We start from the raw sequence: 18,514 nt of genomic DNA, 5'->3' as shown, positions 1-18,514 counted from the left end.
AATATCTAGCCCTAAAAAAAGGGCTATGACATTTTAGTTAAAATGTCATAGCCTTGACCGGCACCACAGCCTAAGTCAACAATTCTGATACCTTGATTATTCTTACGTCGATTGTCTACTAAGTCACTCAAAAAAGGACGTAGTACAATTCGGGTTAATTGATCTTCCCAATAGGTACGGACATTATCATATTTGCCAAATAGATTACCAACATACAGATCGTATTTTCCCTCTTGGACAGCTTGTGTATAGGTTTTGAATCCATTTAATTGCGCTGATTTCATCGATTTTTCCTGATAAACAGTGATTGTCCCCCTCAAGGATGATATGATACATAGCCTGAGAGTTATTAATTCTCTAGGAGCTTACTCCTGTCTAACACCTTTGTCATTAATTTATATCTTTACAAAGATAAGCAAACTGTGGTCAACATGATGATAATTATGAGATTATTCATATATGCTAGATATTAGCAACCCAAAGACCTGGCCGATCTCAGCTACTGAAAAACTGGGGATTAAAGAGTCAGTTTCGGATCTTCTAAAAAATTTATATGATCGCTATTTACCCGTAAAAGATAGACAAAATGCGAACCACATTCGGGAGTTAGCACAAGTTGCTCCCAATCTATTGGGGATTAGCATTGTAACTACCAAGAGGCGAATTTATAGTGCTGGCGAGACAGAAGTCCCCTTTGTGATTCAATAGATTGCTAAACTATTAGTTTATGGAATGGTTTTAGAAGATTGGGGATGAGAATATGTTCTGAATAAAATTGGGGTTGAACTCACAGAAGAACCTTTTAATGACATTATCAATCCCCAAGAAATTCAGGAGCGTAAATATAATCCGATGGTTAATGCCCGCGCAATTGTCACTACTAGCTTAGTGAAAGGAGATACGTTACTTGAACGACAGCAACGCTTATTTGAGATGTTTCGACGGTATATTGGACGAGAAGTAGAAGTTAATCAATCAATTTTTTGGGCAAAAAAAACTCAAGATAATTTGAATCGAGCTATTGCCTATATGATGCTTAATTTTGGACTTATTGACGGTAATCTTGAAGAAGTTTTAGATCTTTATTTTCCACAATGTCCTGTAATGACTAATTGTCAGGATTTAGCTTTGATGGCCGCTACGTTAGCTAATGCGGGGCTTAATCCTATTACATGAAAACAAGCCCTTGATGTAAAGTAGACTAAGCATCTAATGAGTGTAATGTTTACTAGTGGCTTGTATGAATTTTCAGGGCAATGGGCTTATAAAGTAGGTTTTCCAGCTAAAAGTGGATTATCAGGAGCTATTATTGCTGTCGTTCCTCATCAAATGGGCATTGCTGTCTTTTCTTCTCCTCTTGGAGAACATAGCAAAAGTGTACGAGGGGTAAAAATTTTTGAGGAGCTTTACCATCGCTTTCAGCTACATAGTTTTAACACTGCTAGTTCTGAAAGCCCATCAGATAAAAAACAAAAATCTTCGTCTTCTGTCTTACTTCATAAAACTATCTCTATATCCTTTTTTACAAAGTATCTATGAAAAATATTTACCTTTAAGTAAAGGCAAAATTTATGTCAGTGAACCCAATTTAGTTGAGATTGATGCTGATTGGTTTGCGATGTGTTTAGCAACAGTTTATATGGTGGGTGATTGGGAAAAACCCTTTTTAATTCAATCGATTTCTAAAGTTTTTGTCTATGGTATGGCTTTAGAAGATCATGGAAGACAACATATTCTGACAAAAGTGGATGTGGAACCCACGGGGGATGCTTACAATTCTATTATTAAGGTAAAAAAAAAATCTAAACGCCCTTACAATGCTATGCTCAATACAGGGGAGATCGCCATTACGAACTTACTTAATTAAAGGAAGAAGTCCTGCTCATAAGCTTAACCGTGTCTTAGGAATGTATCAACGTTATGTGGGTCGTCGGGTCTATGTAGATACGTCAAGACTGATTTCTGAACAAACTAGCGGTGATTGCAATTGGGCAATTTCCTATTTACTCCGCAATTTTTGCATGATTTCTGGAGAGATTAAACCTACTCTTGATCTTTATTTACAACAATGTTCGGCTATTATAAACTGTCGTGATTTAGCGCTTATAGGGGCAACTCTTCCACCTTATCACAAATTTTAGTGATGGCTTTGAGTTCAGATGCAAACCAAAAATTACCATCTTTTTCACTATAAAAAAGGGGCTTAATTCCAATTGGATCACGGGCAGCAATGAATGTATTTTTATCAACAATGGCAAAGGCAAACATTCCATCAAGTTCTTTTATTGCAGTTATTTTCCTATCTTCATATAAGTATAAAATTACTTCCGTATCACTTTTAGTTAAAAACTGATATTTTTGCTGTAACTCTGGTAACAGTGGGGAATAATTATAAATTTCTCCATTCCCAATAATTGCTTTTCCTTGATCAATGCTGTAGATTCGTTGGTCTCCCCCTTCAGGATCAATGATACTAAGTCTTTGATGACCAAGAATTCCTGAACCATTAGGAACAATAAACATTCCCCTAGCATCCGGCCCTCGATAAATTAAAGCGCCCATCATTGTTTCAATACTTTCTTGTTGGCTTGTTCTCCAAATTCCAGCAATACCACACATATTTTTGTCTCTTGTCATTTATTTTTGAGATGGTTCATCTTGTCTAAAGAAATGGACAAAGGACGATTATCTGCACCCATGCTATCACTACTTTTTTAGAAAAAAGTCAAGATTTTTTTCAACATTTATATGCGTAAAAATATAAAGTTTTATTAAATAGTGTTGGTTCAACCGCGTAAACTATATGAGTTTTGCTAAACCAATTTAAAATTGAGTTATTTAATTTTTTTAAAAGAACTAAGTTATTAGTTTAGAATTGAATTGTCCAATAGTTAAATTCTAACTTTGATTCAACTTAAGTGTTATCTGAAAAGATTTTTCTTTGTTATTAATTTAAGGAGAAATAAAACTTATAAATTTGCAAGGAGGGAAAAGATATGCAAGTGAGAAAATTATTCGCCAATTGTCTGAAAAATTCACGATACCTTAAATTAGGATAACTTAGCGGGACTGAATGTACAAAGAATTAATCTTACCAATGCTGACTTGAGTGGTGCTTTTTTAAAGAAAACGGGTTTGAACAGGGCTTATTGAGTCCAAGCTAACCTAAAAGATTTTGATATGTGTCACTATAATCTAGTGGGGAAAACTTGACAGGAGTCAACCTCATTGGTGCGAATTTCACAGATGCAAACCTGATAAGGGTTAATTTAAATAAAGCTGACCCAATATATGCCAACTTACACAATAGTAACCTAGCCTGAGCAAACCGAAAAGAGATTTATCTAGACGGAGTCTATTTAGTAGACTTAGGCGGTGCAAACCTATATAGTAACGTACCGGTCCCAATTTAATTGCAATTGACTTCACCACCATCAGCAAAATAAACTATTAAGTCCCGCTGCAGGGATTTAATAGTTTATTTTGCTGATTTTCTACTGATGTAAGACCCAGTTAACTAGAGTTTGCACTGGAAAACCAGTCGCCCCAGAATTATTGACTCCATTTTCTTTATCTAACCAAACAGGTCCTGCTATATCAAGATGTGCCCAAGGAGTTTCCTTAATAAACTCTTTGAGAAACAAGGCCGCCGTAATTGCTCCACCAGCACGAGGTCCTGTATTTTTAATGTCTGCAATGAGAGATTTCAACCCCTCAAAATATTTCTCTTCTAAGGGCATTTCCCAGATTTTTTCTCCTGCAATAGATCCAGCTTTCTTTATTTGAGTAGCTAAGGTTTCATCAGTACTCCATAGCCCCGCAATATTATCCCCTAACGCTACAACACAAGCCCCTGTCAAGGTTGCTAAATCAACAATCGCATCCACACCTAATTTTTCAGCAAATACCAAAGCATCTGCCAGAGTTAATCGTCCTTCTGCATCAGTATTATTCACTTCGATGGTTTTCCCATTAGAAGCGGTTAGGATATCTCCAGGGTGCATAGCGCGACCACTAATCATATTTTCGGTTACCGCACAGATAAAATGAACTTCTACATCAGGTTTTAATTGACCGATCACTTTGGCCGCTCCTAGGGTAGCTGCCCCACCTCCCATGTCCATTTTCATGGTTTCAATACCACTCCCTGAGCCTTTAAGGTTAAGTCCTCCAGAATCAAAGGTTAAACTTTTACCGACAATGGCCAGTTTTTTCTGAGGAGTCTTGGACGGTTTATAGGTTAAGTGAATAAATTTCGGAGGTAAATCAGAGGCTTGTGCAACCCCTAAAAAGGCTCCCATCCCTAAATCTCCACACTCTTCGCGCTCTAAAATTTCAATATCGAGTCCGTAGTCCTTGGCAATAGTTTGAGCAATTTCAGCAAAAGTAACAGGGGTAACACTGTTGGCGGGGGCAGCCACTAATTCCCGTGCTAGGATAACTCCAGAACAAATGGTCTGTGCTTGATTGATGGCGTCTTGGTGTTTTCCACAGCCTAAAATCTCTACTTTTTCGAGTTTAAGTTCATTTTTTTCAGGTTCAGATTTAAAACGGTTATCTTGATGCAGTGGTAATATGACTCCTTGCGTGATTGCACTAACCGTACTTGCCACATCATCATTAACTACCGGGAGGTTAATACCCAGGGTTTTAACTTTAATTTGTTTAGCAAGACGGGCAATGGTTGCAGCGCCCAATCTAACGGTATCCAAGGTCAAATCTTCTGTTTTTCCCAATCCCACTAAGATTATCTTTCGAATAGGACTACCACCACCAACGCGAGTCACTGCATTATTACTAGACTTTCCTTCAAATTCTGTTTCTGTAATTAATTCTCTCAAAGTTCTGCTTAATTTCTCATCTAATTCCAGTAGGGTTTCTGTTAATTCCATAGCATCCTCAAAGAGACCCAAAGCTAAGGCATCCCCAGTCCAATCCAATAGTGGTGTTTCTATGCCACGAATATCCATATGCTCCTCTCTAAAAATATTTGCGTAGGTGTATATTGTTGCAACGTCCCGTTTGAAATTCTAACCCAATTTTTGGGTAAAATTCTTTACATAGGTTGAACTGGTTGAATCTAGCCTATTAGTGATTCATTGATGATTGTTATATTTTTAATAGTTAAACATTGACTAATTACACCAAATATGTGCTGTATGGAATGAGGAAAGCAATCGCTATGTATTTGAACTAACTCAAGATCACTCAATAATAACTAAATATTTCAGTATTTTAGTACTTGAGTACTAACTTAATTTTATTTAAAATGCTCTTAAGTAGAATCACTATTAAATTTAAGATCTAATTTTTTTTAGGTCTAATAGCAATTACTAATTCACTCTTTAGTTCTCATTAAATATAACTTAATTAGATTTGACAAAATACTAATTAAGTAAATTAAAAGCGCCTAATATTTTTTGACTGTGAAGACTATAAATTTATTTATTACACCTAATTATTTTAAGATCTTCCGGCAATAGTCGATAACTTAATTAGGTTTTTAAATCGAAGAACTAGACTTTTACTAATTTAGTTTCAGTTTTGATTATCTTGGCAAAACAAGATATAATACCGGAATGGTATCGTTTTTGAAAAAAATTAATATTTTGGTAATTATTTTAAATAGAAAACTGTCCCATTCTCCTCTTCTCCCTCTATGCTTTCAACCGACTAATATTTTCTTTTTTGGCTGTTCTTATTATTAAGACTTAATTTTTGATCGTGTATAAACCGCCAAATATCTTTAGATAAATAATTATCGCCTAAATATTGGGGTTTAGCAATCAAATACAAGGACCAAATAACACCCGTCCGTTGATTTCTTGGTAAGAGTTCCGATAACTATCTGTTGTTTGTATATATCTATCTATCTTATCAGTTCTCTGCTCTTTGTTTTTAGCGGTCACTATTATAGTCTCTTTTGAAATCGTGTGTATTTAAATTCACCTATTGAGGTCTAACTCCTGCGGCATACCCCTTTATGAGTACTCGAAATCTGTCAATAAATCGCTTTATCGAAACTTCAGACTTCTAAAATTATGAAATTCTTGAGTTAGCAAATATTTTTTACTTTTCTCCCAACAGTTTTTAATGGATAAACGAGGATTTAGTTAGTATAAAGAAGCATTGCTCTCTTATTTTAATAATTGTTCTACAAAATTTAAGTTGTTATGCTCTTTCTTAAAGAGAAGGTTTTTCTAATCCGTCTATTTAAACTCCAACCTTCTGATTATTTAACAGTTATTCATGTCTAATTTACCCATGACATTAGGAATTTAGCTTATTAAATTGCGTCAGCTACAACCTAAATCGATGATATTTTTGGGATAATTTCTTAGAGTTTGGGTCTTACAAGTGCTAATTTACGAACATCTAACTTGGAGTGTGTATATTTTTGTTTTTCTCTAAAAGGTAATATTGTTATTAGTTTAGCTATTGAGCTTTATTCTTCTGTTTAAAATTACGCAACGTTCTCTGAATTGTAACTTTCCTTATATTAGATTGATTAGTGGGTTTATTTTAGTCTTCTTCCAACTTATTCTTAATCTAAGATAAATTCCTAAGGAAAGTACCTATAACCTTATAATCTATATATTTTTGGTAAATGTTGTGTATCCAGTCATGAAAAATTAACTGTTTTTTTATAAATTATGTTTAGATATGGTACAGGAAAAGAGAGTATTTTACTAACTAAAATTAAGTTTATTAACTTAGTAAATTTTAGTTTTTATCGAGATATTTCAAAACATATTGAGACAATATTTAGTTGCAGCAAAAATATTTTTTTTCTAGAGTTATCCTACTATAGGAACAAATTAACTGACTAAACCTATTGAAGCTAAAATACTTATCCTATTCTGGAATTTGACCCTGAAGTATCAGAAGTTTTTTATAAAAATTTGACGTAAAAATAACTAAAAGTGAAGAAAAAGTTTTTCAAAAAAATGGCAGCAAAGAAGCCACAAAAATCTAACAGAAATCGATAGCAACTTCAGCACTAAATACTTAAATAACGAACAGATGTTTTATTTACCACTAAATAAATTATGCTTACCAGTAGTCGCCATAGCCAGTCCTCAGATTAAATACTTGTAAAGCTATGGCACGTTCTTAAAAAGATTGAAATGGATCATAGAATCATTCAATTAAGATGATTGATTCTATGATAATTCACTTTTACTGTTTATCAAAAGAACCAACCATAGGAATGTAAACCCTTGCCTAATAAATTAACTCCTAAATAGCAAACCCAGACCACAATAAAACCACTAGCTGCTAAAATGGCGGGTTTGCGCCCTTGCCAACCCCGAGTAATGCGAGAATGAAGATAAGCAGCAAAGACTAACCAGGTAATTAACGCCCAAGTTTCTTTAGGGTCCCAACTCCAATATGATCCCCAAACCTCATTAGCCCAAACTGCCCCCGCAATAATACCAATAGTAAGCAACGGGAAACCTAACCCAATGATACGATAACTGACATTATCTAGGACATCAGCTAGACTGAGCCTTTGGAGGGATAGGAGGTGTAAATCAGCCGCTAAAGCCCGAGAGTCGATACGATCAAGAATTGCTGTTTTTCCACTACTATTTTGGTCAGCCATTGTTATCACAGGGACTTTTCCATTGTTATCAATTTGGGAAAGTTGTAGACGATTTAGCTTATGGCGATAACTTCCTGTCCCGACTGAACTTCCCCGTAATTCTACATCTTGTCCACAGGTTACTATTAAAAAGGTGATTGCCAAGACTGAACCGACCATCAAAGTAGCATAACTGAGCATCATAACGCTAACGTGCATCATTAACCAGTTAGACTTAAGGGCAGGAACCAAAGGAGCTGAAGTCTGCATATCTGATGGTAAAGACAACGCAGCAAAGGCAGTAATGGCCATCGTCACCGGGGTTGTCACTACCCCGACTAACCCACTACGACTTATTTTCTCAGCTATCAGATGAACAATTGTTATGCCCCAGGCGAGGAAAAATAAAGATTCATAGAGGTTGCTTAATGGAAAATAACCTCCTTCGATCCAACGAGCGGCTAATAGTGCAGCCATTGACAGATTGGCCATTGCTATCCCTGTTGTTCCCAAGATAGGTAAAACAGAAACTTCTTGAAAGGCTGCGCCTGTCCAATAAATGAGCATGGTGAAGAATAATATTAAAAATGAAGTATTGTCCAGGAAGTTTTGTAGGGTAATTAAGTCCATATCTGTAAGATCTGCTTAATAGGAATGCCCAATGGTGAAAATTAAGAAACTCACACTGTACGCTTGCGCAACTGGTGAGGAAGATGTCACTTTTTATTTTAAACTGATATATTCAACCTAGGCTGTCATAAAATCTTGAGAGTTAGAAGTTCTCTATGTTGTTATAGGATAACAAGTTATTTGATAGGCTGAGTTCAACTGAAGGAAATCTATGGAAAACTTCAAGTAAGCACTATAGTCTAAAACTTGATTCTGTCGTTGGAAAAATAATAATGCCTAACTCCTTTAAGATCGAATTCACGTATTATAGCTTACTCCACCGTGTGAGACACTATCTATAAATAGTTATTCCGAAAGCAAAGATTTTCGAAATAACAATCATTGATTTTAGGTGACTAACGATCAAATGAAAAAGAGTGTGTAAATATAAACACTTATAGAGTTTACTATTCAAAGTTTAATTTAATCAATGGGGACGAATTATGATGAGTCAAGTAAAGATTTTTTGAAAGAACGAACTCAGGGTTTATTAGATTTTTTATCGCACATGCTTAATATTTTTTAAAAATGTGAAATCAATACATCAGATAACATTTGAATGTTGATTTAATTTAGTTTTTAGATAGAAGTAATACCTGATTTCAGAAAAAGTGTCAATTCCCACTATCATATAATAATATATATAGATTATATAAAAAACTTTTAAACACAATTATTTTTCTAGAAATTTAGAATTTAAAATTGTTTATTTAGGCATAAATTTATTTTATGAAAAATAAAAATATAGAATGAATAATTCTAACCTAGAAATACTATTCTCTTACTTTTAAGAAATAGGATAAGCGGTAAAAAGAATTTAGTTTTATTAGAATTATTCCCATTATTTTTTATTTTTTTCTATCTATAGTTAAAGCCAATTATAAGATTTTGATAATTTTTATAATTGGAAATGATATTTGATTTTTAAAAAATTGATTTATTACTAAAGTATTTCTTTGAAAATGAGGTAAATTAACTAAAATTAACTATTCTTAAAACTTCTAGGTTGGTATGTGCCTATAAACCGAATTTCAGATTTTATGAAGCATTAGAGGTATTGGGGTTATGATTATTAGTTGAAGTCATCGCCACTGTTCCCTAAGATATCCTCATTATTGCAGATGCTAAATACGGAGACGTTAACACTAGCACCATTTTTACACGGACAGTTTTTGAGCAGTGGGGAGTAGATGCTGTTAATTTAAGCCCCTAACACTGGTCATAATTGTGTTGCTCCTCTCCTAGTCTACCCGATAAAAGAGTCTTTGTTTTTCTCCTGGGGCAATCATCTTACAATAAGATCTTACCTATAAGACTCTTTTTTTATTTACAAGTAGTGAAAAAAGCTATTTAGCTGTCTAGGAAAGACTATTATTATTACTCAGCAGCATTTGACAAAGGCAAGTTTGAATGCTAGTAAGATATCTTTCTTCCCATTCTCTAAAATTATCCAAAACAAGATGATTTAGCTTGATAAATTCAGTATATTAACAACTAACTAAATTAATAAACTTCGCAACCAGATTATAAATGTCATATTTTCATCTAAAAAATCGTTACTTAGATTACTGACATAACCCAAAAATCTTGATAACTACTCAATACCAATTGTCTCTACTTGAGCAACAAAAAAATCATGAGTAACTGCTTTAATAGGTGAAATTAATTTGAGCTATTGTTTTCTACTTTTATTATTACTACTTGAATGGGATAAAACGACTGCTCAAGGTTAGTTCAATTAAACCGTGTTTTTTAAGTTAGATTAGTTTTATTTAAGTAATTACCTTTTAAATTAAGTTTTTAAGTTTAGCTTAAATTCAGAAAACTCTTATCTAATAAGAGTTTTCTGAATTGGCTTTCTGTAAATTTTTGGGAAAAAAATATTTTCTAGTTTTAAACTCCTTTTATATTTTTTTGTCTTGGAGATTAGCTCCTGTTAAATCTGCTTCGTTGAGATAAGTTTCACTCAAGTTAGCTCAGCTTAAATCTCAGTTATACTAGTCGCGACTAGTATAACTGGGGTTGGCTCCACTAAAATCAGCATTTATCAGATGGATTATATGGAAGTCCAATTGACGTAATTCAAGATTATGAAAGTTTATTTAATAATCCTAATAGCGTTGACTCATTTCTATAACTTCTTAACTTTGAAACATGATAGCCACTTTTCTATTGATTGTTAACCTAGTTTAGGAGACTCACTTAACTCTTCATCATTCCTAATGTGTCTAAAAAATTTTGCCTAATTTTTATCAATCAATTAATAATATTAAGATTGATTAATCTATTGACTAGATCGAATCGAAACTAATCAACACATAGGATGTAAATTCATTTATAAATATTTTTGTTTTTTTCTTGTAGTTCTAAGTTTGGCTATCTATACAGATACTTAAAACAATCAATTTTTTTATTTTTCTAAAAACTCAGACAACAGGTTAAAATAGCCGGTGAGATAGTGACGTTCGCCATAGTTGTGTAAGTTTTTATGACTAAATTTGTCTTTGTCACTGGAGGAGTAGTCTCCAGTATTGGAAAAGGGATTGTAGCAGCTAGTTTAGGTCGCCTTCTCAAATCACGAGACTATTCGGTATCAATTCTAAAACTCGATCCTTATATTAACGTTGACCCGGGAACCATGAGTCCTTTTCAACATGGAGAAGTCTTTGTCACAGAAGATGGGGCGGAAACGGACTTAGACTTAGGACATTATGAACGCTTTACTGACACTTCTATGTCCCGTCTTAATAGTGTCACCACAGGATCAATTTACCAAGCGGTGATCAACAAAGAAAGACGGGGGGCTTATATGGGAGGAACAGTTCAAGTCATCCCTCATATTACCAACGAAATAAAAGAAAGAATTCATCGGGTGGCCAAAAATACTAATCCTGATGTAGTAATTACTGAAATTGGGGGAACCGTTGGTGATATCGAATCTTTACCCTTTCTAGAAGCTATTCGGCAGTTTCGTAAAGATGTAGGACGCAATAACGTCGTTTACATGCACGTTACTCTGATTCCTTGGATTCCAGCCGCTAGGGAAATGAAAACCAAACCTACACAACACTCTGTTAAAGAATTACGGTCAATTGGCATTCAACCCGATGTACTTGTCTGTCGCTGTGATCGCCCTTTAAAAGAGGGAATGAAAGAAAAACTTTCAGAATTCTGTGATGTTCCCGTAGAATCTGTCATTACTGACCAAGATGCCGGCAGTATTTATGAAGTTCCCCTAATTGTAGAACGAGAAGGACTCGCTCAGCAAACTCTAAAACTCTTAAACCTTGAGCCCCGTCAACCAGATTTAAGTCAGTGGCAAACCTTGATAGACCGAATGCAGTCTCCTACTCGACAAATCGAAGTAGCCTTAGTAGGGAAATACGTCCAGTTGAGCGATGCCTATCTATCTGTGGTAGAAGCGTTGGGCCATAGCGGTATTGCTGTTGAAAGTGAGGTCAAACTGAGATGGATTAATGCTGAAGATATTGAAGAACAGGGGCCAGAGAAATTATTAAATAATGTTAGCGGCATTATTGTTCCTGGGGGATTTGGCATTCGGGGAGTAGATGGTAAAGTTAAAGCCATCGAATATGCCCGTAAACAGAAGATTCCCTTCTTAGGATTATGTTTAGGAATGCAATGCGCGGTGATTGAATGGGCGAGAAATATAGCTCACCTAGAAAGGGCTAATAGTGTCGAATTTGATTCAGAAACACCTAGCCCAGTAATTAACCTTTTGCCAGAACAGCACGATGTGGTGGATTTAGGGGGAACTATGCGTCTTGGACTATATCCCTGTCGTTTAACCCCGAATACTTTAGCTATCTCCCTTTATCAGCAGGAGGTAATTTATGAACGTCATCGTCATCGTTATGAATTTAATAATGCTTTTCGGAGTCTTTTACTAGAAACTGATTATCTCATTAGTGGGACTTCACCCGATGGCCGATTGGTAGAAATTGTTGAATTAACCGGACATCCCTTTTTTATTGCGACTCAATTCCATCCAGAATTCAGGTCTCGTCCTAACAATGCTCATCCGTTATTTTTAGGTTTTGTCAGGGCTGCGGTTGACTATAACTCCGTCTATTTAACTTCCATTAACGGAGATCAACCCTTAATCTCTAGTTCCTAATCCCAATCTCTTGTACAATTAGTCTTGACATTTCTAGGCTCTCAAAGCATTTCATGATTTCTAGTAATGATTTTCGGACGGGTACCACTATTGAATTAGATGGGACAGTGTGGCGTGTTATAGAATTTCTACACGTTAAACCTGGTAAAGGATCGGCGTTTGTGCGAACTAAATTAAAAAATGCACAAACTGGAAGCGTTGTGGAACGTACTTTTCGTGCTGGGGAAACCGTCCCCTCAGCTAACTTGGAAAAACGCACCATGCAACATACCTATAAAGAGGGTGAACAATACGTCTTTATGGATATGCAAACTTTTGAGGAAGCGCGCTTAACTCCAGAGCAGATGGGAACAGCCGTCAATTACATCAAAGAAGAAATGGAAGTTGATGTACTTTTCTGGAACGATCAGGTGTTAGAAGTTCAACTTCCCACGTCAGTGATGTTAGAAGTAATCGACACCGACCCAGGGGTTAAAGGAGATACGGCAACCGGTGGGACAAAACCAGCTATCCTTGAAACAGGAGCGCAAGTTATGGTTCCTCTGTTTATTTCGATTGGGGAAAAAATTAAAGTAGATACCCGCGATGGCTCCTATTTAGGACGGACATAACTTTAAAATATTTGAATTTACCCTGTGTCGGTTGTCATAATTTGGACAACTGCCCTTCTATTGATTTTATGGGATGGATGATTTGTGTCGATCAACTTCAATGAACTTAGAGAACTGTTAGCAGCGATCGCTCAAACAGATATTGCAGAAGTTACCCTAAAAACTGAAACGTTTGAACTGACAGTACGTCGAGGAAACAGCAACATTCCGGTTGCGTCAACTATGTTATCTCCTGCGGCTACCGTTCACCCTTCTCTCGCGACGACAGAAACTTCTACTATGCCCCCTTCACCTGAACCTCTTAAACCCTCTGTATCTTCTCCTATCGACAAAAAGTGGATAGAGATTACTTCTCCCATGGTAGGGACGTTTTACCGAGCTCCTGCCCCTAATGAGCCCCCTTTTGTCGAGGTAGGTGATCGCATTAGTAATGGCCAAACGGTTTGTATTGTTGAAGCGATGAAGTTAATGAATGACATTGACGCAGAAGTAGCCGGAGAGGTCATGGAAATCGTGATCGCTAATGGGGAAGCAGTAGAATATGGACAAACTTTAATGTGGATTAATCCTAGCTAGTTTTTAAGAGGTTTAGAAAACTGACTATTAGGACAGTGATGATATAACCTAACATTTATTGATCTAAAGAAATAGCAGTTGTAGTGACCTGTCCCGAGCCTAATATTTTCTATTCTTTAGAAGATTGTAATTATCTATTTCTTTTAAAAAATAATATTGACACAATCTCAATATTATTTTTAAATATTTCATTCTTTGTGATAATTTTGAACACCCTAAAAACTTTGAAAAAAATGTTCTTTACTATGTTGTTGTTAATAATAAGTTAGTTATTGGCAAATTTTGTCCGATCACCATTGGTGTTAAGTTTCACATAAATGGTGTTAAATATCTCCTGAGTCACTCTTCTATTTATTAGAAGAGTCAAAATTATTAAAGTTGACTTGCAACCCCAAAACTTTTTCCAAAACGAGAACCAGAGTAGAAATATTATGTTTAAATCTAAGAGTATAAAAAGTTATAAAAATTGTAAATTGAGTGAAACTGTCATCTAATTTAATTAGACAAATAACTTTGATTGAAAAAGTAAAAAATAGCTTAAATAGATCTCGAAAAAGAATAAAAGAACTTATGATAGATAGAAAAAAGTCAATATAAGAATTCATCCATTAACAAAAAAAATTAAAAATACAAAAAAATTTTATCTGGAAAGACAAATTAAGCTAAAAAAATACAGCCGATACGAAAAAATAGATACTTAGAATTGATTTTTAATAATGACTCAGTGCATACAAGTAGTTTAGTTAAAGTTAAACTCAAACAATGGAAAGAAAAAAAATATATCTCTGTTTTCTATCAACTTATAGTCCAAAACTAAATATAATAGAAGAAAGATGGCATAAAATATGAGTTTATGAAATTACCAAAAAAATGTTTGAAGATGAATATGAGTTAGCTAAAATAGTAATTGTTATTAAGCCTATAAATATAATTCTATTTACTTGAATATAAAAATATAAAATAATTTACTTGTTCAACGTTTACTGGCGATGACGTGGTCATAATATAGGATTGACTAATGAGATATCAACTCAAGAGACTTAGGCGCTAAAATTGATAAAAAATTGAAATTAATTAGTTTTTTAAAAATTAATTGAAGTAAAATATTAATATTTTATTACCGTTAATCTAGTTATTTGTTGTATAAATAAGCAATAAATTTTTAAATAAAATATGTATTTTTTTCATGCCTATTTATTGGAAATAAATAGGCTTTTGACCAAAACAGTAACAGTTATTTTAATAATCTTGATATCCGTTCTCAGTTCTCATTAAGGATATTCCAGATTTCTCTTTCAATTGGTGTACTTCCGAAAAGACTAGTGACGTTACTATACACCCAGTTTCATCTAACTTCTTATTTTTTTCTTTAATCTTCTTCATTTTTAAGTAACATATATTCACTCTCCATATAAACTCGACATATTTTTTTATTTTTTACTAGTATTTTCTAGCTCTTCAGCTTTTTATTTTAAAATTTTTTGTTGATTATCTAATTCAGTTCCAGTAAACCTATTATGTATAATTATTAATACGATACTAATGTCTTAAAAGCTTAATTTGAAAATTTTTTTAGTTTCTAATAGTTTGCTTGTTATTAACCCAATTACAAAACAAGACTATGTTAGACCTTAGCAAATTTTACCATCCTAAATTTGGTAATACCTATAACTGAGCATTAACTTGTTTCATCAAATTAGATCTATGTACTATTAATTCAGCTTCAATCTTAGTCAAAAATTGTTAACCGTTTCAATGTCCGAGATTTTCTAGTCTGTAATTATTGACCTAAGTCTTTGAGCATTGTTTCTATTTCTTGTTCACTCACTCCATTCCTTTTAGCTATATTTTTCATGTTACTATTTAAGACCTCTTCAATAATTTTTATCTTAAATCTTTCAGTATATGTTCTTTTCTTCTTGACATAACTTAACTCTTCTGTAAATTTATTTCCACATTGGTTACATCTCATTTGACGACGATTAATCTTGAGATAGACGGCTTTTTCTGCCCAAGGCAAATCTCTAATGGTTAATTCATTATTTTGATGAAGTTTTCTAGTGGTTGAACCACAATAAATACAAGTTGCTGTGGGGTCTATTTTTTCGATAAATAAAACTATTCCTATCTCATTTAAAATCTGATAATGGGTAATGCTGAGTCCTTCTAAATCTAGAATCTCATTCATTAAACTGAGTTGAGCATTTGATGCCATAGGTATAAACTAAGTAAAAATATCAGGCTTAACACAATTTAATTTAAACATAAAATCCACTACGATACCATCTATATAGTAACTATATAATGACAGTAGCTTTTGATAAGCTTATTATTGACAATAAAACTCTGTCTTTATACTTTCATTTTTTTTATATTATAGGTTTAGTAAAACTGCGTTTTCTAACAAAGTAAGCTACAAACATTTAGTAGATCTTATTTTCTAAGAAATGATGTTACTATACTGTGTTTTTGCAGACTTACAGAGTAAAAATTGCAGAATTCAGGTTGATGGGTTTTACTTAGATGAGAGTCTGTCAATTGTTCAAGAATCAATTGGAAAGCTCTATAGACAAGGGATTTAATGAATTACTCGTCATCAGATAGAGTAAAAGTTAGTCAAACTAATTGATACAATCTTGCTTGATAAGTGTCTTTTTGTTGAAACAGTTAACGACAAACTCAAAAATATATTTCATATCGAAGATTTGAAATATAGAAGTAGAAGTATTTGGAACTGTTTTGTTATTAAATATTGAGAACGACAATAGTATGTTTAAACATCGTCGAACTCATGTATCAATAATGAGTAGAATTAGAAAGTTTATTATAGCGACATCAAAAACGTTTTGAAGATTTATCTTGATTAAGGTACAAATTTTGAGTCTGGAAAGACAATTCCTAAATTCCTAGTCGTTGATAGATTCGCTCTAAATTCTGTAAATGATATTGAGGATCAAAGCAACTATCAATTTCTTCAGGAGATAAATATTGAGTCACTTGGAGATCTTGCTTAATCAATCCATAAAAGTCGCCATCAATTTTATTCCAAGCTTTATGGGCACATCTTTGAACAATTTTGTAAGCATTTTCTCTACTCATACCCTTTTCTACCAAGGTTAATAACACCCGTTGACTAAAAATAACTCCGCCATAAACATTCATGTTGCGCTTCATATTTTCGGGATAAACTAACAAATTTTTAACCAAATTAGTAATTTCGAATAACATAAAATGGGTTAAGATGCAAGCATCTGGTAACATGACCCGTTCTACCGAACTGTGGGAAATGTCCCGTTCATGCCATAGAGCGACGTTTTCTAAAGCAGCAACGGTATATCCTCGAATAATACGAGCGATCCCAGTTAAGCGTTCTGAACGGATGGGGTTGCGCTTATGGGGCATAGCAGAAGAGCCTTTCTGTCCCTCATAAAAAAATTCTTCGACTTCTAAGACATCAGTGCGTTGAAGATTACGAATCTCTACTGCAAACCGTTCGACGGAAGCAGCTAACAAGGCCAATTGTTGGATAAATTCAGCATGGCGATCACGCGAGACTACCTGAGTTGAAGCGGCATCAGGTTGAAGTCCCAATTTTTGACAGGCAAGGGCTTCTACACTGGGATCGACGTTAGCATAGGTTCCCACTGCCCCTGAAATTTTTCCCACTGAAACATTACTGCGTAGGTTTACTAAACGCTCACGGTTCCGCAAGACTTCAGCTAACCACCCTGCGAGTTTAAAGCCAAAAGTAATAGGTTCAGCATGAATATTATGTGATCTTCCCACCATCACCGTATTACGATGCTCTTGTGCTTGGTAACGGAGAACTTGTACTAAATCCTCGAGACGTTCTAGAATCAAGTTGAGACTAGCTACCATTTGAAGAGCTAAGGCAGTATCAAGAACATCGGAACTGGTTAACCCTAGATGAATATACCGCCCCGCATCCCCTACATACTCATTCACATTGGTTAAAAAAGCAATCACATCATGGCGGACTTCGGTCTCAATTTCGAGAACCCGTTGGAGATCAAAATTAGCCTTGGCTTTTATCTCTTTTACTGCATCTCGGGGAATATAACCCAATTCTGCTTGTGCTTCACAGACAGCGATCTCTACTTGCAGCCAAGTTTTTAATCTATAAGTATCCGTCCATAGTTCCCCCATTTCGGGAATAGTGTAACGCTCAATCACTTGACATTCTACTGAGTACGACCCTTTTATTCTACCCTGTTTTAGTTAAGAGAAAGACACTTCGAACAATACAGGTCAAGATAAATAAGTTAACGTTTGTCCTCTGATTATGCAGTTAGCTTCTGTCATAATCAACATCTTCAGTTCCTGGAAACTATTAGCAATGGCAAAGCCATTCAATACTTCTGGTTTATGGATTTGGCGCTCCTACCGAATCGCTGGCGTAAAAATATTTAGCCAACTACAAGAAGACTTTGAGGTATGGACGATCAATCTATCGGGATTTGAATACTCCGCCAAGTTGAATTTAGCTAGAGGTTATCAGACGACCGGCAGTGCTGGCGGGCAATTTCTAGGAAAGATATGTTGCTCTAATGTTTAACAGCCTGATGTCCGGATGTAGCAATCCAGATTGTTTTTATTTGACAGTGCGAGTTCTTTTAGCGAGCTCCCATTCCAAAAGTCAGATTTAGTACAAAAGTTAATTCTTTCTATTCTTTCAAAACATTGGAGAAGTTATCTTTTCATTCCCAAAATATGTGTAACCCGGTTAATATTAGTAGGATTCTCAAAAAAGTTTATCTTGATTGTATCGCAGTCACTGATTGCTTAATAAAAGAGATTTATCGCCATTTTTGTGAGCGCGGCGCAGTTGATCTATTTACCTATATCGTCAAAACTTCTCAAAGGGAAAAAGTTGATATCTTTATACCGTAGCTAACCCATCTTTGTATGAGGGTT

Annotated in this window: 14 protein-coding genes and 3 pseudogenes; 10 read left to right on the top strand and 7 right to left on the bottom strand. The window is 34.6% G+C overall.

The features are described 5' to 3' along the window. Positions 1 to 23: 23 nt before the first annotated feature. Positions 24 to 284 (bottom strand): hypothetical protein, encoded by a 261-nt coding sequence (locus tag P3F56_RS09395; RefSeq protein WP_281152599.1) that lies wholly within the window; start codon positions 282 to 284, stop codon positions 24 to 26. 208 nt (positions 285 to 492) lie between these two features. On the opposite strand from P3F56_RS09395, the pseudogene glsA reads away from it, so the two are divergent. From glsA to P3F56_RS09380, 3 genes and pseudogenes are all read left to right on the top strand, one after another. Further along, a pseudogene (gene glsA, locus P3F56_RS09390) lies at positions 493 to 1,539 on the top strand (glutaminase A). Positions 1,540 to 1,618: 79 nt separating this feature from the next. Further along, a complete protein-coding gene (locus P3F56_RS09385) occupies positions 1,619 to 1,867 on the top strand; it encodes a glutaminase (RefSeq protein WP_281152598.1) in 249 nt (82 codons plus the stop codon). Continuing rightward, entirely contained in the window at positions 1,818 to 2,141 is a 324-nt protein-coding gene (locus P3F56_RS09380; RefSeq protein ID WP_281152597.1) for a glutaminase, read from the top strand. Before P3F56_RS09385 ends, P3F56_RS09380 begins: the two co-directional genes overlap by 50 nt. Here the strand turns inward: P3F56_RS09380 and P3F56_RS09375 are convergent. Next, positions 2,104 to 2,637, bottom strand: coding sequence for a hypothetical protein (locus P3F56_RS09375; protein ID WP_281152596.1), 534 nt, complete (start codon positions 2,635 to 2,637; stop codon positions 2,104 to 2,106). The two genes, P3F56_RS09380 and P3F56_RS09375, sit on opposite strands and share 38 nt — an antisense overlap. A gap of 432 nt (positions 2,638 to 3,069) precedes the next feature. Here P3F56_RS09375 and P3F56_RS10600 point away from each other — a divergent pair, with 432 nt between their 5' ends. Further along, a complete protein-coding gene (locus tag P3F56_RS10600; protein ID WP_405054792.1) occupies positions 3,070 to 3,153 on the top strand; it encodes a hypothetical protein in 84 nt (27 codons plus the stop codon). A 56-nt stretch (positions 3,154 to 3,209) separates the two neighbouring features. Beyond that, positions 3,210 to 3,323: a pentapeptide repeat-containing protein gene (locus P3F56_RS09370; RefSeq protein ID WP_281152595.1), complete on the top strand. Its 114-nt coding sequence runs from the start codon at positions 3,210 to 3,212 to the stop codon at positions 3,321 to 3,323. Between the two features lie 171 nt (positions 3,324 to 3,494). On the opposite strand, the gene P3F56_RS09365 is transcribed toward P3F56_RS09370, so the two are convergent. From P3F56_RS09365 to P3F56_RS10595, 3 genes and pseudogenes are all read right to left on the bottom strand, one after another. Continuing rightward, positions 3,495 to 4,970 (bottom strand): leucyl aminopeptidase, encoded by a 1,476-nt coding sequence (locus tag P3F56_RS09365; RefSeq protein ID WP_281152594.1) that lies wholly within the window; start codon positions 4,968 to 4,970, stop codon positions 3,495 to 3,497. Positions 4,971 to 7,189: 2,219 nt separating this feature from the next. Continuing rightward, positions 7,190 to 8,215, bottom strand: a complete 1,026-nt coding sequence (gene ccsB, locus P3F56_RS09360; protein WP_281152593.1) for a c-type cytochrome biogenesis protein CcsB — start codon at positions 8,213 to 8,215, stop codon at positions 7,190 to 7,192. Between the two features lie 1,943 nt (positions 8,216 to 10,158). Beyond that, positions 10,159 to 10,230 (bottom strand): annotated as a pseudogene (locus tag P3F56_RS10595) (pentapeptide repeat-containing protein); the annotation flags it as partial. A 512-nt stretch (positions 10,231 to 10,742) separates the two neighbouring features. On the opposite strand from P3F56_RS10595, the gene P3F56_RS09355 reads away from it, so the two are divergent. The 3 genes from P3F56_RS09355 to accB all read left to right on the top strand — a co-directional run bounded on the left by P3F56_RS09355 (position 10,743) and on the right by accB (position 13,579). Next, complete coding sequence (locus tag P3F56_RS09355; RefSeq protein ID WP_281152592.1) at positions 10,743 to 12,392, top strand: CTP synthase; 1,650 nt, start codon at positions 10,743 to 10,745, stop codon at positions 12,390 to 12,392. Positions 12,393 to 12,445: 53 nt separating this feature from the next. After that, the gene (efp, locus tag P3F56_RS09350) at positions 12,446 to 13,003 is read left to right on the top strand and encodes an elongation factor P (RefSeq protein WP_281152591.1); all 558 of its coding nucleotides are present in this window, start codon (positions 12,446 to 12,448) and stop codon (positions 13,001 to 13,003) included. 84 nt (positions 13,004 to 13,087) lie between these two features. Continuing rightward, positions 13,088 to 13,579 (top strand): acetyl-CoA carboxylase biotin carboxyl carrier protein, encoded by a 492-nt coding sequence (gene accB, locus P3F56_RS09345; protein ID WP_281152590.1) that lies wholly within the window; start codon positions 13,088 to 13,090, stop codon positions 13,577 to 13,579. A gap of 1,783 nt (positions 13,580 to 15,362) precedes the next feature. On the opposite strand, the pseudogene P3F56_RS09340 reads toward accB, so the two are convergent. Together P3F56_RS09340 and purB are read right to left on the bottom strand one after the other, a co-directional pair. Beyond that, positions 15,363 to 15,794: pseudogene (locus P3F56_RS09340) on the bottom strand (transposase family protein); the annotation flags it as partial. A gap of 683 nt (positions 15,795 to 16,477) precedes the next feature. Continuing rightward, positions 16,478 to 17,773, bottom strand: coding sequence for an adenylosuccinate lyase (gene purB / locus P3F56_RS09335; RefSeq protein WP_281152588.1), 1,296 nt, complete (start codon positions 17,771 to 17,773; stop codon positions 16,478 to 16,480). A gap of 163 nt (positions 17,774 to 17,936) precedes the next feature. Between purB and P3F56_RS09330 the strand changes: the two genes are divergently transcribed. Beyond that, entirely contained in the window at positions 17,937 to 18,155 is a 219-nt protein-coding gene (locus P3F56_RS09330; protein WP_281152587.1) for a hypothetical protein, read from the top strand. A gap of 155 nt (positions 18,156 to 18,310) precedes the next feature. Continuing rightward, positions 18,311 to 18,490, top strand: coding sequence for a hypothetical protein (locus P3F56_RS09325; RefSeq protein WP_281152586.1), 180 nt, complete (start codon positions 18,311 to 18,313; stop codon positions 18,488 to 18,490). Positions 18,491 to 18,514 lie beyond the last annotated feature (24 nt).

The sequence above is a fragment of the cyanobacterium endosymbiont of Epithemia clementina EcSB genome, from assembly GCF_029919255.1.
Classification (GTDB): domain Bacteria; phylum Cyanobacteriota; class Cyanobacteriia; order Cyanobacteriales; family Microcystaceae; genus Rippkaea.
Note: the sequence above shows the minus strand (reverse complement) of the source record. Positions and strands in the feature narration are given on the sequence as shown.

What these genes read in the sequence shown, in the direction of transcription:
- P3F56_RS09395 (WP_281152599.1), bottom strand. Translation starts at nt 284, where the DNA reads ATGAAATCAGCGCAATTAAATGGATTCAAAACCTATACACAAGCTGTC.
- P3F56_RS09385 (WP_281152598.1), top strand. Translation starts at nt 1,619, where the DNA reads ATGTGTTTAGCAACAGTTTATATGGTGGGTGATTGGGAAAAACCCTTT.
- P3F56_RS09380 (WP_281152597.1), top strand. Translation starts at nt 1,818, where the DNA reads ATGCTATGCTCAATACAGGGGAGATCGCCATTACGAACTTACTTAATT.
- P3F56_RS09375 (WP_281152596.1), bottom strand. Translation starts at nt 2,637, where the DNA reads ATGACAAGAGACAAAAATATGTGTGGTATTGCTGGAATTTGGAGAACA.
- P3F56_RS09365 (WP_281152594.1), bottom strand. Translation starts at nt 4,970, where the DNA reads ATGGATATTCGTGGCATAGAAACACCACTATTGGATTGGACTGGGGAT.
- ccsB (WP_281152593.1), bottom strand. Translation starts at nt 8,215, where the DNA reads ATGGACTTAATTACCCTACAAAACTTCCTGGACAATACTTCATTTTTA.
- P3F56_RS09355 (WP_281152592.1), top strand. Translation starts at nt 10,743, where the DNA reads ATGACTAAATTTGTCTTTGTCACTGGAGGAGTAGTCTCCAGTATTGGA.
- efp (WP_281152591.1), top strand. Translation starts at nt 12,446, where the DNA reads ATGATTTCTAGTAATGATTTTCGGACGGGTACCACTATTGAATTAGAT.
- P3F56_RS09330 (WP_281152587.1), top strand. Translation starts at nt 17,937, where the DNA reads ATGGCAAAGCCATTCAATACTTCTGGTTTATGGATTTGGCGCTCCTAC.
- P3F56_RS09325 (WP_281152586.1), top strand. Translation starts at nt 18,311, where the DNA reads ATGTGTAACCCGGTTAATATTAGTAGGATTCTCAAAAAAGTTTATCTT.